A 13,945-nucleotide genomic window follows, 5' to 3' on the forward strand; every position below is an offset into this window, starting at 1 on the left:
TCCTTCCTGGGTAACCTGCATTTTTTGAATGTTACGCCGCTCAATAAATCGTTTGTTCAACCCCCTCAGGATGCCAAGACTGCGGGGACTGGATAAAAACAACGATGGGCGATTCACATGCGACTTGAGCGAAATTTTGTAAACGGTCACTTCATTGAGCCTGCCAGCGATGCGCTGATTGCGGTCTACAACCCGGCCACCGAAGCCTTGGTCGGTCAGGTCTCGGCCGCCACCAGCGCTGAAGCCACCGCCGCCGTTGAGGCTGCCGCCGCCGCCCAGAAGCGCTGGGGCAAGCTCACCAGCATCGAACGCGCCGAGCACTTACGCTCACTCGCCGACGCCTTGGAGGCCTGCGCCGAGAGCATCGGTGCCGCCTTGGCCGCCGAATCCGGCAAAAGTGTCAGCGACGCCAGCAACGAAGCTCGTTACGCCGCGCAAATCACCCGTTACCACGCTGAATGGGCACGGCGGATCGAAGGTGAGATTATCCCCAGCGATACCCCGAACGAAAACCTCTTCCTGCACCGCGAGCCGATTGGTGTGGTCGCCTGCCTGATTCCGTTCAACTACCCGGTCTACACCTTGCTGCGCAAAATCGCCCCGGCGCTTATTGCCGGTAATACCGTGGTGGTGCGCCCGAGTAACAACACCCCGACCTCGGCGTTTGAAATCGCCAAGGCTGTGCAGCAATCCGGTTTACCGGTCGGCGTGGTCAACATATTGACCATGGACCATGCCACTGCTGCAACGGTCTGCACCCATAAAGCCGTCGGCTTGATCACCCTGACCGGCAGCGTCAACGCCGGGCGGATCGTGCTCGACTATTGCAAGACCAACATTGCCAAGCCGTCCTTGGAACTGGGCGGCAAAACCCCGGCAATCATTGAAGCCGACGCTGACCTTGAAGCCGCCGCCAGCGCTATCGTCGCGTCCAAGACCACTCATTGCGGTCAGTTGTGCACGGCGGTGGAGCGGGTTTACGTGCAGGAAAGTGTCTATGAACAATTCCTCGCGTTGCTCAAAGCCAAAATCAGCGCCGTGAAGTTTGGCGACCGCGCCACCGACGCCAGCCTGATGGGTCCGTTGGTCAACGCAAGCTCGCGGCAAAACATCCACGCCATGGTCGAGCGTGCCGTCTCCGACGGTGCGGTACTGGAAGCGGGCGGTTTCATTCCTGAGGGCAACGGCCATTTCTACCCGCCGACGCTGTTGAGCAACTGTCGCCAGGACATGGAAATAATCCAGGAAGAAATCTTCGGCCCGGTGCTGCCAGTGCTCAAGTACCGCGACATCGACGAAGCGCTGGCCATGGCCAACGATCACCAGTTCGGCCTGTCGTCGGTGCTGTACACCGAGAGCTACCGCACCACCCTGAAAGTCGCCAACACCATCGAGGCCGGTGAGTTGTACGTCAACCGGACCCCGGCCGACCCTTACCAGGGCTTCCACGCCGGGTGGAAACGCTCGGGCCTGGGCGGTGATGACGGCAAGCACGGCATGCTCGAATTCACCCAGACCCGACTTGTGGTGATGAAGTACTAGACCGGTAGCTGCAAGCTGCAAGATGCAAGCTTCAAGCGGTAAGTGAAAGCGAACGGCAGCGGACTCTGACTTGCCGCTTGTAGCTTTGCGCTTGTTACTGCTCCAAACCTATAAAAACAATTATTGGGGCTCCCGGACCACCGGGCTGCCCGAGGGCTCATCGATGTCCAAGCCTGCAACCACTGTTGCCGCTGTTCAGGGTTCGAACGCGGCTGCAAAAAGCCGCAGTGACAAGGGAAGTCGCTACATTCAGTTAATGCTGTTGGTGCTGGCCGCCGGGGCGATCTACCCGATCCTGTACCTGCGTCAGGTTTACCAGACCACCATGCTCGAGGTGTTCCAGATCAACCACAGCGAGCTGGGTTATCTGTACTCGATGCTCGGGACAATTTTCCTGCTTAGCTATTTGCCGAGTGGTTGGTTGGCCGATCGGATCGCGCCGCGGTTTTTGATTTTCTTTTCGCTGGTGGCCACCGGCGCCTTGGGGCTTTGGTACTCCACGGGACCGTCGATGACCGGTTTGATGATCATCTTCGGTTGCTGGGGTCTGACCACCGGCCTGACGTTCTGGGCCTCGGTGCTCAAGCGGGTGAAGATGATTGCTCATCACACTGAACAGGGCCGGTTCTTCGGCATCCTCGACGGCGGTCGCGGCCTGGTCGAAGCGTTGCTCGCAACGGTCGCCCTGGGGCTGTTCGCGTTCGCCACTGAAACCCGTGGCGAGTCCGCCGCTGAAGGTTTCAAGCACGTGGTCTACCTCTACGCGTTCACCTGTATTGCCATCGGCTGTGTGCTGGTGCTGATCAAGGACCCGAAGTCGATGGAGGACACCGCGCCAGTGGAAAAGGGTAAATACAACCTGCTCAGCGACCTGACCACACTGGTGAAAATCCCTGAGCTGTGGCTGGTGACGGCCATCGTGTTCTGCGGTTACCACATCTTCTGGGCGACCTACAGCTTCTCCGATTATTTGCAGGGCGGCGGCATGACCGCCGTCATGGCCGGCACTATCACCACCATCAAGCTGTGGATGCGCCCGATTGGCGGTATCGGTGGCGGCTGGCTCGGTGACAAGTTCTCGAACATTTCGGTGCTGATCGTGGCGCTGTTCCTCGCGACATTGGCGATGGTCGGCCTGATCGTGTTCCCGGCGCTCAACAGTATGGGCCTGCTGGTTGGTACGGTGATCTTCATCGGCCTTATGACGTATGCGATTCGCGGTTTGTACTGGGCGATCCTCGACACCTGCAACATTCCGCTGCGCATTACCGGTCTGGCCATCGGCATTGTATCGGTGGTCGGTTACCTGCCGGACGCCTTCATTCCATTGATCAACGGTTACCTCACCGAACACTTCCCTGGCGCCCTTGGTTACAAGCTGTACTTCGGCTACATCGCCTCCGTCGGCCTGATCGGGACCCTCGCGGCCCTGAGCTTGCGCGCGCGTATCAATCGTCAATCCTCTAATAAAACAGGTGCCTGAGATGAAAATCGTCGCCCTTGAAACCCATGTCGTTGCCGTACCGCCACCGCACATCGGCGGCATGTATTGGCTGTTCGTCAAGCTCAAGACCGATTGCGGCATTGAAGGTGTCGGCGAAATCTACGCTGCAACCTTCGGCCCCAAAGCCATGCTGCCGATCATTGAAGACGTGTTTGAACGCTACTTGCTCAACCACGATCCGCATCACATCGAACGCTTTTTCCGTCAGGCTTATTCGAGCGGCTTCACCCAGCGTCCCGACCTGACCATGATGGGCGTGGTCAGCGGCCTGGAGATGGCCTGCTGGGACATCATCGGCAAAGCGGCGAACAAGCCGGTCTATGAATTGCTTGGCGGCAAGGTCAATGAGCGTCTGCGTTCCTACACCTACCTGTACCCGGTCAACAGCCAGGGTGAGTACGACTACGACGACCCGGACCTGGCTGCCGAATGCGCTATCGAGAACATGAATAAAGGCTTCACCGCCGTGAAGTTCGACCCGGCCGGGCCGTACACCGCGTACTCCGGTCACCAGATTTCGCTGGAAGTACTGGAGCGCTGCGAAACCTTCTGCCGAAAGATCCGCGAAGCGGTGGGCGACAAGTGCGACCTGCTGTTCGGCACCCACGGGCAAATGGTCCCGTCTTCGGCGATTCGCCTGGCCAAGCGCCTGGAGAAGTACGACCCGTTATGGTTTGAAGAGCCAGTGCCACCGGGTCAGGAGGAGGCGATGGCGCAAGTCGCGGCCAAGACCACCATTCCGATTGCTACGGGCGAGCGGCTGACCACCAAGTACGAATTCTTCAAGCTGTTGCAGGCCGGCGGTGCGTCGATTCTGCAAATGAACGTGGCCCGCTGCGGCGGGCTGCTGGAAGCCAAGAAGATCGCGAGCATGGCCGAGGCCTATTACGCGCAGATCGCACCGCATCTTTATAACGGGCCGATTGGCGCGGCGGCGAGTTTCCAATTGGCAACCTGTACCCCGAATTTCCTTATCCAGGAAAGCATCATGACCTGGGGCGGTTTCCACGCCGAAGTCCTGACCAAGCCGCTGCAGTGGGAGGACGGCTACATCATCCCGCCCACCGAGCCGGGCCTTGGGGTGGAGCTGAACATGGACGTGGTGCGCAGGCATTCGCCCTATACCGGTGAGCGTTTGCACCTGCAAATGGCACCGGCCCCGGCAGACGTCAAGGACACATCGCCGGCCAGAGGCTGACGGGATTTCCCGTCGTTCAGTTGCGGGAATGGGTGTTTTTTTAAATAACGACTTACGCGGTAACCGTGCATGACATACGACTACATCATCGCTGGCGCCGGCGCGGCCGGCTGTATCCTCGCCAACCGGCTATCGGCCTGCGGCAAATACACGGTGCTGCTGCTGGAAGCGGGCGGCAAGGACAGTTCGCTGTGGTTCAAGATCCCGGTCGGCTTTGCCAAGATGTATTACAACCCGACCTTCAACTGGATGTACTACAGCCAGCCGCAGAAGCAGCTCAACAATCGTGAAATTTATGCTCCGCGCGGTAAGGTCCAGGGCGGTTCGGGCTCGATCAATGCGATGATCTACGTCCGTGGCCAGGCCCACGACTTCGACGACTGGGCCGCCAACGGCAACGACGGCTGGGGTTTCAAGGACGTGCTGCCGTATTTTCGCAAACTGGAAAACCACCCGTTGGGCGAAAGTGAATATCACGGCGGCAATGGCCCGATCAACATCACTCCGATGAAGGGAGAGACCCATCCGATCTGCGATGTGTTCCTCAAGGGGTGTGATGAACTCGGTTATCCGAACAGTGACGACTTCAACGGGCCGAACTTCGAAGGCTCGGGTATCTACGATGTCAACACCAAGGACGGCCAGCGCAGCTCCAGTAGTTTTGCGCATCTGCATCCCGCACTCAGCCGCCCGAATCTGACGGTCGAACATTACGCACTGGTGGATCGGGTGTTGTTCGAGAACGAGCGGGCCAGCGGTATTTCCGTGACCCAACACGGCGTGGTCCGCACCTTCCAAGCGCGCAAGGAGGTGATCCTCTGCGCCGGTGCCGTTGACACACCGAAAATTCTGCAACTATCCGGTGTCGCTGATCAGGCGTTGCTCGCCAAGCACCAGATCCCGCTGGTCAAACACCTGCCGGCAGTGGGGCAGAACCTTCAAGATCATTTGTGCGTCAGCTACTACTACAAGGCCAACATTGCGACGCTTAATGACCAGCTCAGCTCGCTGTTCGGGCAGTTCAAGCTCGGCCTTAAATACCTGCTGACCCGCAAGGGTGCCTTGGCGATGAGCGTCAACCAGGCCGGTGGTTTCTTCCGTGGCAACGAGTCGCAGGCCAACCCGAACCTGCAACTGTACTTCAATCCGCTGTCGTACCAGATCCCGAAAAACAACAAGGCCAGCCTCAAGCCCGAGCCGTATTCCGGCTTCCTGTTGTGTTTCAACCCGTGCCGGCCGACGAGTCGTGGGCATATCGAGATCCAGTCGAATAACCCCCAGGATGCGGCGCTGATCGATCCCAATTACCTGAGCACACAAAAAGATATCGACGAAGTGATCCAGGGCAGTCGGTTGATGCGCAAAATCATGCAGGCGCCGGCCTTGAAAAGCATCACGGTTGCAGAAGTATTACCGGGGCCAGCGGTCGAAAGCGATGAACAGATGCTGCAGTACTTTCGCGAAAACAGCGGTTCGATCTATCACTTGTGCGGTTCGTGCGCGATGGGGGCGGATGTACTGAAGTCAGTGGTTGATAAACGGCTTAAAGTCCATGGTCTCGATGGTCTGCGCATTGTCGATGCGTCGATTTTTCCCAATGTGACGAGCGGCAATACCCACGCCGCAGTGCTGATGGTAGCGGAGAAGGGCGCCGACCTGATTTTGCAGGACGCCTGATTCGTTGCCATAGTGATTGAACGTTTGCCGAATTGTTCTTGTTTAACCTGAATAGGTGACAATACGAAAGCTGGGGTCGATGGTTGTCGAACCCTTGATCCACCTGACCAAGAGGGAACAGAGCTTAGCCTTAGACTGGGGGCATCCTTTTCAATCCATTCAAAGCATGCCCTCGGATGTGCCCCCAATGTAGCAATCGTATGGAAGTGGGTGGATCTTCATGGCCTATGAAAAGCCAGAAATGATCAGATAAACAGCCTGTCCGCCGACGCCTAAAGGCTCTCAGGATCACCAAAAAACATCTGAATCCGCGACCGCAACCACCGCTCCCCCGGATCATTATCCTGCGACCCCCGCCACGCCATATGCAGCTCAAACGAGCGCACCGGCAACGGCGGGTCTTCGGCCCGCAAACCGCCCGCCGAGGTCAACGCCTCAGCTGCATAATCCGGCACGGTGGCCAGAATGTCGGTACCCGCCAGCAACGTCCCCAGGCCATTGAACTGCGGTACCGCGAGTACAACGTGGCGCTTGCGGCCGAGTTTTTCCAGCTCTTCATCGATAAACCCGCTCAGGTCACCAGCAAAGGACACAAGCGCGTGGGGCCGTGAGCAGAAGTCATCCAGGCTCAGCGAGCCGGGCACGCTGTCGGCGCGCAGCAGTTTGGGCAGGCTGCGGCGTAGTACCTTGCGCTTGGCGTTGGCGGGCAGGTCGGCGGTGTAGCTGACGCCGATGGAGATTTCACCGGAGGCCAGCAAGCCGGGCATCAGGATGTAGTTGACGCGGCGTACCACCAGCACGATGCCGGGGGCTTCGGAGCGCAGGCGTTTGAGCAGTTGCGGGAGCAGGGCGAATTCCACGTCGTCGGACAGGCCAATGCGAAACACGGCGGTGCTGGTGGCCGGGTCGAATTCGGCGGCGCGGCTGACGGCGGTGGAGATCGAGTCCAGGGCCGGGGAGAGCAGGGCGAAGATTTCCACGGCGCGAGCCGAGGGTTCCATGCTGCGCCCCGTGCGCACGAACAGGGGGTCATCGAACAACCCGCGCAGGCGTGACAACGCCGCGCTGATGGCCGGCTGGCCGAGGAACAATTTCTCGGCGGCGCGGGTCACACTGCGCTCATGCATCAAGGTTTCGAATACGATCAAGAGGTTAAGGTCGACACGACGCAGGTCGTTACGGTTCATCTTGTGTCCTGGAAGAGTCAGCAAACTTGATGTGAGCGGTCACGTAGCAACCCCTGAGGTTCGATTCAGAAGGATGACCGGCATGAATCTTACGGGGAAAGGCTGGTACTCTGCACCGGCTAATTGATTTTTCCTACGATAGTTGAGGGGTGTTCCTCCTTCGCGGAATCAATGACAGGCATGTCGACTATTAATGGTGACCGGTGGTCTTACCCCCAAAGCCCAGATAAAGTTCATGGCATTAGAGGTTACTTTGACGAGGTTTGCGATGTCCCGCACGATCCGTTTTCACAAGTTTGGTCCGGCCGAGGTGCTCAAATGCGAAGAGCATGCAGCCGCGCAGCCCGCACCGGGCGAAGTGCAGGTGCGTGTCGACGCGATCGGTATCAGTTGGTACGACATTTTGTGGCGCCAGAACCTGGCGTCTTCCCATGCACGCCTGCCTTCTGGCCTGGGCCATGAAATGGCCGGTGTCGTAGTTGCCCTCGGCGACGGCGTGGATGACTTGGCGGTGGGCGATAAGGTGGCCAGTTTTCCGGCCGAGAGCCCCAATGATTACCCGGTGTATGGCGAGCAGATCGTCTTGCCCCGTTCGGCCCTGACCCGCTACCCGGATGTCTTGAGCCCGATTGAAGCCAGCGTGCATTACACGCCGCTGCTGATTGCGTACTTTGCCTACATGGACTTGGCGCGGGTCAAACCCGGCCAGTTTGCCCTGGTGACCGACGCCAGCCACTGTGCCGGCCCTTCGTTTGTGCAACTGGGCAAGGCCCTGGGTGTGCGAGTAATTGCCGCCACCAAAGACAGTGCTGAACGCGAATACCTGTTGTCCCTCGGGGCGGAAAAGGTCATCGTGACCGAAGAACAAGACCTGCTGATGCAAATCAACAAGTTCACGGACAACCGTGGCGTCGACGTGGTGTTCGATGGCCTGGGAGGCCCGCAGATGTCGCTGCTTGGGGACGTCCTGGCGCCGCGTGGCAGCCTGGTGCTGTATGGCCTGCAAGGTGGCAATCAGACGCCATTCCCGGCCTGTGCGGCGTTCCAGAAGAACATTCAGTTCTTTGTGCACTGTATCGGCAACTTCACCGGCAAGCCGGAGCTGGGCATTATCCAGGACCAGGTGGCGTTGCAGCGTGCGTTGCGCGATATCAACCAGCTGACGGCCGACCGTGTGCTTGTACCACTGAAAACCACGGTATTTCCGTTCAGTCAGTTCGTCGAAGCGCACCGATACATGGATGAATGCCCGTGCCGCGAACGGGTTGCGTTGCAGGTTGAAGCTGTTTGAGCTGTAGGAGTATTCGCAAATGAGTGCTCTGGCGCCTGAGCTGATGAGGCAAATGCGCCATTTGACAGGGCTTAACCCGCACCGGGGTTGAGCCGCCGCACGGGCGCTGCGCCCCGTAAACAATACCGTTATTGCCTTGCGCCGCCCTGAAATCCAGTGCGGCGCTCTTGTGTGGGCGTCATTTAAGTTGGGCTGGTAGGTCATCTGAGCTGCTTTTTGACGCTGTTCTGTATCTGTTAATCATTATTTGAGTGCCGATAATTGAGTCTTCATTGTCATCTCAAGGATTGAGCCATGATTGATTACACGGCAGTTGCGTCACGCACCTTCAGAACTAACGAGGCTCGGATTGTTTCTCCCGCAAAGTGCAAAACGAAGACCCTGTTGCCTTGCTCGCAGCCAAGGTGCGCAGGTGATTAATATTCGTCGGACGCTTCTCTAATTTCTTAGTTAAAACAGTGTAGGACGTTGTCGGAACATTCCTAAGGCTAACAGCTATTTCGCTGGAGCCCGCGCAGGCGCTGGATTCTCCGGCGGAGCAGCCATGGGCGCCCTCAATGCTCTCACCTGCGCTTTTGTTGCAAGGTGCTAATGTTGACTCAAACTTGTGCTGCGCAATGGAAGACAAGCCTACAGATGTAATAGGTCGAGCAACGCTGTTTGGTAGTTGCTTGAAACTGATATTTCAACTCAGGTAGTAGAACGATGAGCACTATTCATGAACAAGCCATGAGCTATGTTTACCAGCAAGTTCTGCAACGTTTAATCGGGCACTTTACGCGCGCCGAACGAACGTCACTTCAATTGCTCGTTCAGCGAATCGTGGTGGCCGCAGGCGGCATGGAACAAGTGGGCAATTACAAAGTACTGATCGCACATGGTGGCGGCGAAGTGAGCAGCTACACCCTCGCGTTGCTGCGTGCGGCGCAACTGACCATTGCCGGACGCTCGCCCAAGACGTTTCAGATACGGGTGGCAACATTGCGGCATGCCGGTATGACCCAGGCAACGCTCGACTCCCTGAATCAAGGCTACGCAGCGCTGTTCTTCCATGACGACCCACGGGTAGAGCTGTTGATGGTGGAAAACCATGAGGTGCTGCCGTTCAACCATCAGCGCCCGGCCTCCAGTGCCGCTCGGGAAATCAGCCAGCGTAACAAACTGATGCTCGGGCACCTGACGTCCGGGGATATCCGCGCCGCCCTGTGCGACGACACGCTCCTGGCCCTCGGCGATTTCTATCAGCGGGTCGCTACCTGGAACGGCGGCGTGCATGCTCTGGTCAGCGGTGACTCAGCACGCAAGCAAAGCCAATACATCGCCTGGCTGAAAAAAAGTGCGCAGGCGACCGGCCTTGCCTTTGCGCCCGCTAAGCCATCGTCGCTCAATGCATGGTTTGCACGCATGGAGGAGTGGAGTGAGGGTTGCTATCGCGACCTCTATGGCGAGCACTATGCGGGCAACGAAAGCCCTGGCCGGGGCGGGCATCGTCATTTGGCCTATATCGGCATCGCCGACCTGCTCAAAGACGCCGACGTCGGGCATGCGCCACTGCTCACCGGGTTCCTCGCCCACAAGCGGGACCCGTTCGAGTTCCATTTCAGCCATCCTGCCTATCCCAACCCATTGCTCATGGCGCATTTGCACGGCGTGCAGGCCCAGTGCCTGCGTGAGCTTTCCTACGAACATGGCGTCGCGAGGTTTGTTCGGCGTGCGGCAGACTTCCTGCATCGCAGGCACGTGCCGGTCGCGCTGATCAAAGAAGCGTCCGGGCGAGAAGGGCAGTTGCTATCCACCGCCTATATCCAGGAATTCTCGGGTCTGGACGACAGCCAATTGACCTGCCTGTTATTTGCACCCTTTGTTCAGCATGGCGAGCGGTTGGAGAGTTTCTTGCGTCAATGCCATCCCGGCATGCTGGTGGCGCTCCCCGAACTCCACAAGGCACTACAGGGCAAACCCGCAGCAGACATCCTGCACCAGTGGCTGGTGGATACCAGTGGGTTGCCGCTGCCGCTGTTGCAGCACCTGTACCGTAAGCGCCCGCTGTTGGAAGGACGCGGTACGCGGGCGCGCAAACACGCTTTCGCGCGGCCCGAGGCGCACGTCGCCCAAGTGTCGGGGCGTTAGCAACGTGTGTGCGCCAATGAACGCCGGTGAGCAACGATGAACCTTCGGGGGGAGCGGCAAGTAGATTTTGCCTATCAGGCGGTGTACCGCTACATGATCAACCTGATCAACGAAGTCAGCCGGGAAACGCCGGTGAAACTGCCGTCGTTGCGGCAGTTATCGACGCGCATGAATGTGTCGATCTCGACGATTCAGTACGCCTATTCGTTGCTGGAAAAGGAAGGCCGAGTGTACTCGGTGGCCAAGTCCGGCTACTTCGCCTGGCCCGTGGCTGCAAATGCGCCCCTTATGGCCGGTACAGATCTGCTTGAACGTTTGTACACAGCCGCACGGCGCCCGGCGATGGTGGTGCTCAGCGGTGATGAACCGGCGTTGTTGGGGTCGCTGGATGGCGCGTTGCTGGCGTTGGAGCGTCAACTGGTACGCCGGTATCCCCATCACCTGCAACCGTCGCAACCCTGCGGTGTGTGGGAGTTGCGCGCCGCTTTGGCCGCCCGCTATACGTCGTCGCCCACCCGTTGCTGGCAAGCGGATGAGGTGTATGTGGGCGCCGACCTTCAAGGCGTACTGGGCATCCTCATTGATGCCCTGGGCCTCAAAGGCACCGTGGTGGTGGTTGAATCGCCCTGCGATTACCTGGTGTTGCGCCTGCTACAGGCCGCTGGCGTGCGGGTTATTGAATGGCCCTGGCGTGCCGACGGCCGACCGGACCTGGCCGCATTGGAGCACTTGCTGCGCCATGAGCCGGTGCACCTTGTGCTGCTCTCATCCGTGGTCAGCATGCCCTCGGGAAACACCATGACCGAACTCGAGCGGCTGCACGTAGCGCGACTGCTCGACCAGCACGGCTGCTGGTTGCTGGAGAACGATACCTTCGGAGACCTGAGCTTTGCGCCGCCCGGACCGGCCTTGCGCAGCCTGGTCAATCCAGAGCGGCTGATCGTGTTTTCTTCGTTCGAAAAGGTGTTGGGCCCGGAAGCGCCCTTTGGTTACCTGCTGGCGCGGCAGATGAGCAGTGAATTGCAGCGCCAATTCTTGCTGCGTTCATTTCGACTGTCCGCTATCCGACAACGCGCCATTGCCCGGCTTTATGAAAGTGGGCGGTTTGACCAGCACCTGCAGACGCTGCGTCAGCGCCTTCACGAGCAGGCCCATGCCATGAGTCAGCGCTTGGATGTGCGTCTGCAAGGGCGTGTGCATTACCGCATGCCCGCGGCCGGGGCGAGTTTCTGGTTGCAGTCGACGGCGCCGGTGGACATGCGCCTGGTGTTTCAGCGCATGATCGCCCAACAGGTGGTGATTGCCCCGGGCGAGCTGTTCAGCCTGAGTGGTTTGCATCACCAGCATATGCGTTTGAGCCATACCTTTAGCGGCCATCCCAACCTCGACATCGCCTTGGATTCGCTGGCGCAGTCACTACGGCAGGCTCAGACTGAGTAGGAGCGAGCTTGCTCGCGAAAAACGTCAACGATAACGCGGGCTGCCTGAATAAACGCGGCGCCTGTGAGTTTTTCGCGAGCAAGCTCGATCCTACACTATCCAATGTGGGAGCTGGCCTGACAGCCGATCAGGCTGTCAGGCCGTGTGAAATTTCTCTTCAGGCTGTCGGATCGATACCGTCGCGCAGTAGTCCAAGTCTCAGTAAACTGTCATTTTTTCCGAATCCTTCTTTTCGAGGTTTATGCATGACTATCAGTCCTTTTGCGGGCAAACCGGCGCCAGCCCAGTTGCTGGTGGATATCCCGCGACTGGTCACGGCCTACTACACCGGCCAGCCTGATGCAGCGATCTCCACCCAGCGCGTGGCTTTTGGTACCTCCGGGCACCGTGGCAGCTCGTTTGAACTGAGTTTCAACGAGTGGCATGTGCTGGCTATCAGCCAGGCCATCTGCCTGTACCGCGAAGCCCAGGGCATCACCGGCCCTTTGTTTGTTGGCCTGGATACCCATGCGCTGTCAACGCCAGCCGGCGCCAGTGCCTTGGAAGTGTTGGCTGCCAACGGCGTGCACGTGATGCTGGCCGAGGGCGATGAGTACACGCCGACACCGGCGATTTCCCACGCCATCATTTGCTACAACCGTGGCCGTACCAGCGGCCTGGCGGACGGCATTGTGATTACACCGTCCCACAACCCGCCGCAAAGTGGCGGCTACAAGTACAACCCGCCTAACGGTGGCCCGGCCGATACCCACGTCACCAAGTGGATCGAAGCCAAGGCCAACGAACTGCTCGCCAACAAGTTGGCCGGGGTCAAGCGCATCACGCACGCCCAGGCGCTCAAGGCAGACACCACCCATCGCCATGACTACCTCAACAGCTACGTGGCCGACCTGATCAACGTGATCGACATGGACGCGATCCGTAGCGCCGATCTGCGCTTGGGCGTGGATCCACTGGGCGGAGCAGGGGTGCGCTACTGGTCGGCGATTGCCGAGCATTACCGCTTGAACCTGGACGTGGTGAATACCGAAGTCGACGCAACCTTCCGCTTCATGAGCGTCGACTGGGATGGCCAGATTCGCATGGACCCGTCTTCCAGCTACGCCATGCAAAGCCTGATCGGGCTCAAGGAACGCTTCGACGTTGCGTTTGCGTGTGACCCCGACCATGACCGCCACGGCATCGTCACGCCTTCCGGTGGTTTGCTGGCGCCCAACAACTACCTGGCGGTGTCCATCGACTACCTGTTCCAGAACCGCCCGGACTGGCGTGCCGACGCGGCCGTAGGCAAGACCGTGGTGAGCAGCGGCCTGATCGACCGCGTCGCGGCGCGCATCGGTCGTCGCTTGTATGAAGTGCCGGTGGGCTTCAAGTGGTTTGCCGATGGCTTGTTCGAAGGTTCGTTGGGGTTTGGCGGCGAAGAAAGCGCCGGCGCTTCGTTCCTGCGCAAAGACGGCAGCGTGTGGAGCACCGACAAGGACGGCCTGATCCCGGCCTTGCTGGCCGCCGAAATGACCTCGCGCAAAGGCCAGGACCCGAGCCAGATTTATCGTGGCTTGACCGATGCCCTGGGTGAGCCGTTCGCCATTCGCGTGGATGCCAAGGCCACCCCCGCGCAAAAAGCCCTGCTGGGTAAACTGTCACCGGAGCAGGTCACGTCCACGCAATTGGCCGGGGAAAGCATCCAGCAGATCCTCAGCCATGCGCCGGGCAACAACCAGGCGATTGGCGGTTTGAAAGTCATGACCGAAAACGGCTGGTTTGCCGCACGGCCCTCGGGCACTGAGGACATCTACAAGATCTACGCCGAGAGCTTCATTGGCGAAGAGCACCTCAAGCAACTGGTGGAAGAGGCGCAGGTGTTGGTCGATGGTGCAATCAGCCAATAACTGACACTGTATGTAATTGGATGGACTCGCCCAAGCCGAGGCGTCTATGCGCCACGGTGGCATTCTTATAGAAGCCAACGACAGCGA

The 13,945-nt window shown here is 59.0% G+C and carries 9 protein-coding genes; 8 read left to right on the forward strand and 1 reads right to left on the reverse strand.

The window, feature by feature from the left end:
• The first annotated feature begins 117 nt into the window (after nucleotides 1-117).
• The 4 genes from aldA to DK871_RS09080 all read left to right on the forward strand — a co-directional run bounded on the left by aldA (nucleotide 118) and on the right by DK871_RS09080 (nucleotide 5,921).
• A complete protein-coding gene (gene aldA, locus DK871_RS09065) occupies nucleotides 118-1,542 on the forward strand; it encodes an aldehyde dehydrogenase (protein WP_161904768.1) in 1,425 nt (474 codons plus the stop codon).
• A gap of 163 nt (nucleotides 1,543-1,705) precedes the next feature.
• Nucleotides 1,706-3,025, forward strand: a complete 1,320-nt coding sequence (locus tag DK871_RS09070; RefSeq protein WP_161904769.1) for a nitrate/nitrite transporter — start codon at nucleotides 1,706-1,708, stop codon at nucleotides 3,023-3,025.
• Between the two features lies 1 nt (nucleotide 3,026).
• Nucleotides 3,027-4,244: a mandelate racemase/muconate lactonizing enzyme family protein gene (locus tag DK871_RS09075; RefSeq protein ID WP_161904770.1), complete on the forward strand. Its 1,218-nt coding sequence runs from the start codon at nucleotides 3,027-3,029 to the stop codon at nucleotides 4,242-4,244.
• A 69-nt stretch (nucleotides 4,245-4,313) separates the two neighbouring features.
• Nucleotides 4,314-5,921, forward strand: a complete 1,608-nt coding sequence (locus DK871_RS09080; RefSeq protein ID WP_161904771.1) for a GMC family oxidoreductase — start codon at nucleotides 4,314-4,316, stop codon at nucleotides 5,919-5,921.
• A gap of 272 nt (nucleotides 5,922-6,193) precedes the next feature.
• Here the strand turns inward: DK871_RS09080 and DK871_RS09085 are convergent, their stop codons facing one another.
• The gene (locus tag DK871_RS09085; RefSeq protein WP_034127379.1) at nucleotides 6,194-7,108 is read right to left on the reverse strand and encodes a LysR substrate-binding domain-containing protein; all 915 of its coding nucleotides are present in this window, start codon (nucleotides 7,106-7,108) and stop codon (nucleotides 6,194-6,196) included.
• Between the two features lie 268 nt (nucleotides 7,109-7,376).
• Between DK871_RS09085 and DK871_RS09090 the strand changes: the two genes are divergently transcribed.
• The 4 genes from DK871_RS09090 (at nucleotide 7,377) to pgm (ending at nucleotide 13,858) form a co-directional block, all read left to right on the forward strand.
• Entirely contained in the window at nucleotides 7,377-8,399 is a 1,023-nt protein-coding gene (locus tag DK871_RS09090; RefSeq protein WP_032891964.1) for a zinc-dependent alcohol dehydrogenase family protein, read from the forward strand.
• Between the two features lie 705 nt (nucleotides 8,400-9,104).
• Nucleotides 9,105-10,529: a hypothetical protein gene (locus DK871_RS09095; protein WP_178116035.1), complete on the forward strand. Its 1,425-nt coding sequence runs from the start codon at nucleotides 9,105-9,107 to the stop codon at nucleotides 10,527-10,529.
• A 36-nt stretch (nucleotides 10,530-10,565) separates the two neighbouring features.
• Complete coding sequence (locus DK871_RS09100; protein ID WP_161904772.1) at nucleotides 10,566-11,969, forward strand: PLP-dependent aminotransferase family protein; 1,404 nt, start codon at nucleotides 10,566-10,568, stop codon at nucleotides 11,967-11,969.
• 245 nt (nucleotides 11,970-12,214) lie between these two features.
• Entirely contained in the window at nucleotides 12,215-13,858 is a 1,644-nt protein-coding gene (gene pgm, locus DK871_RS09105) for a phosphoglucomutase (alpha-D-glucose-1,6-bisphosphate-dependent) (protein ID WP_044273695.1), read from the forward strand.
• The last annotated feature ends 87 nt before the right edge of the window (nucleotides 13,859-13,945 follow it).

Source organism: Pseudomonas sp. L13 (assembly GCF_009935965.1).
Classification (GTDB): Bacteria; Pseudomonadota; Gammaproteobacteria; order Pseudomonadales; family Pseudomonadaceae; genus Aquipseudomonas; species Aquipseudomonas lactis.

What these genes read in the sequence shown, in the direction of transcription:
- aldA (WP_161904768.1), top strand. Translation starts at nt 118, where the DNA reads ATGCGACTTGAGCGAAATTTTGTAAACGGTCACTTCATTGAGCCTGCC.
- DK871_RS09070 (WP_161904769.1), top strand. Translation starts at nt 1,706, where the DNA reads ATGTCCAAGCCTGCAACCACTGTTGCCGCTGTTCAGGGTTCGAACGCG.
- DK871_RS09075 (WP_161904770.1), top strand. Translation starts at nt 3,027, where the DNA reads ATGAAAATCGTCGCCCTTGAAACCCATGTCGTTGCCGTACCGCCACCG.
- DK871_RS09080 (WP_161904771.1), top strand. Translation starts at nt 4,314, where the DNA reads ATGACATACGACTACATCATCGCTGGCGCCGGCGCGGCCGGCTGTATC.
- DK871_RS09085 (WP_034127379.1), bottom strand. Translation starts at nt 7,108, where the DNA reads ATGAACCGTAACGACCTGCGTCGTGTCGACCTTAACCTCTTGATCGTA.
- DK871_RS09090 (WP_032891964.1), top strand. Translation starts at nt 7,377, where the DNA reads ATGTCCCGCACGATCCGTTTTCACAAGTTTGGTCCGGCCGAGGTGCTC.
- DK871_RS09095 (WP_178116035.1), top strand. Translation starts at nt 9,105, where the DNA reads ATGAGCACTATTCATGAACAAGCCATGAGCTATGTTTACCAGCAAGTT.
- DK871_RS09100 (WP_161904772.1), top strand. Translation starts at nt 10,566, where the DNA reads ATGAACCTTCGGGGGGAGCGGCAAGTAGATTTTGCCTATCAGGCGGTG.
- pgm (WP_044273695.1), top strand. Translation starts at nt 12,215, where the DNA reads ATGACTATCAGTCCTTTTGCGGGCAAACCGGCGCCAGCCCAGTTGCTG.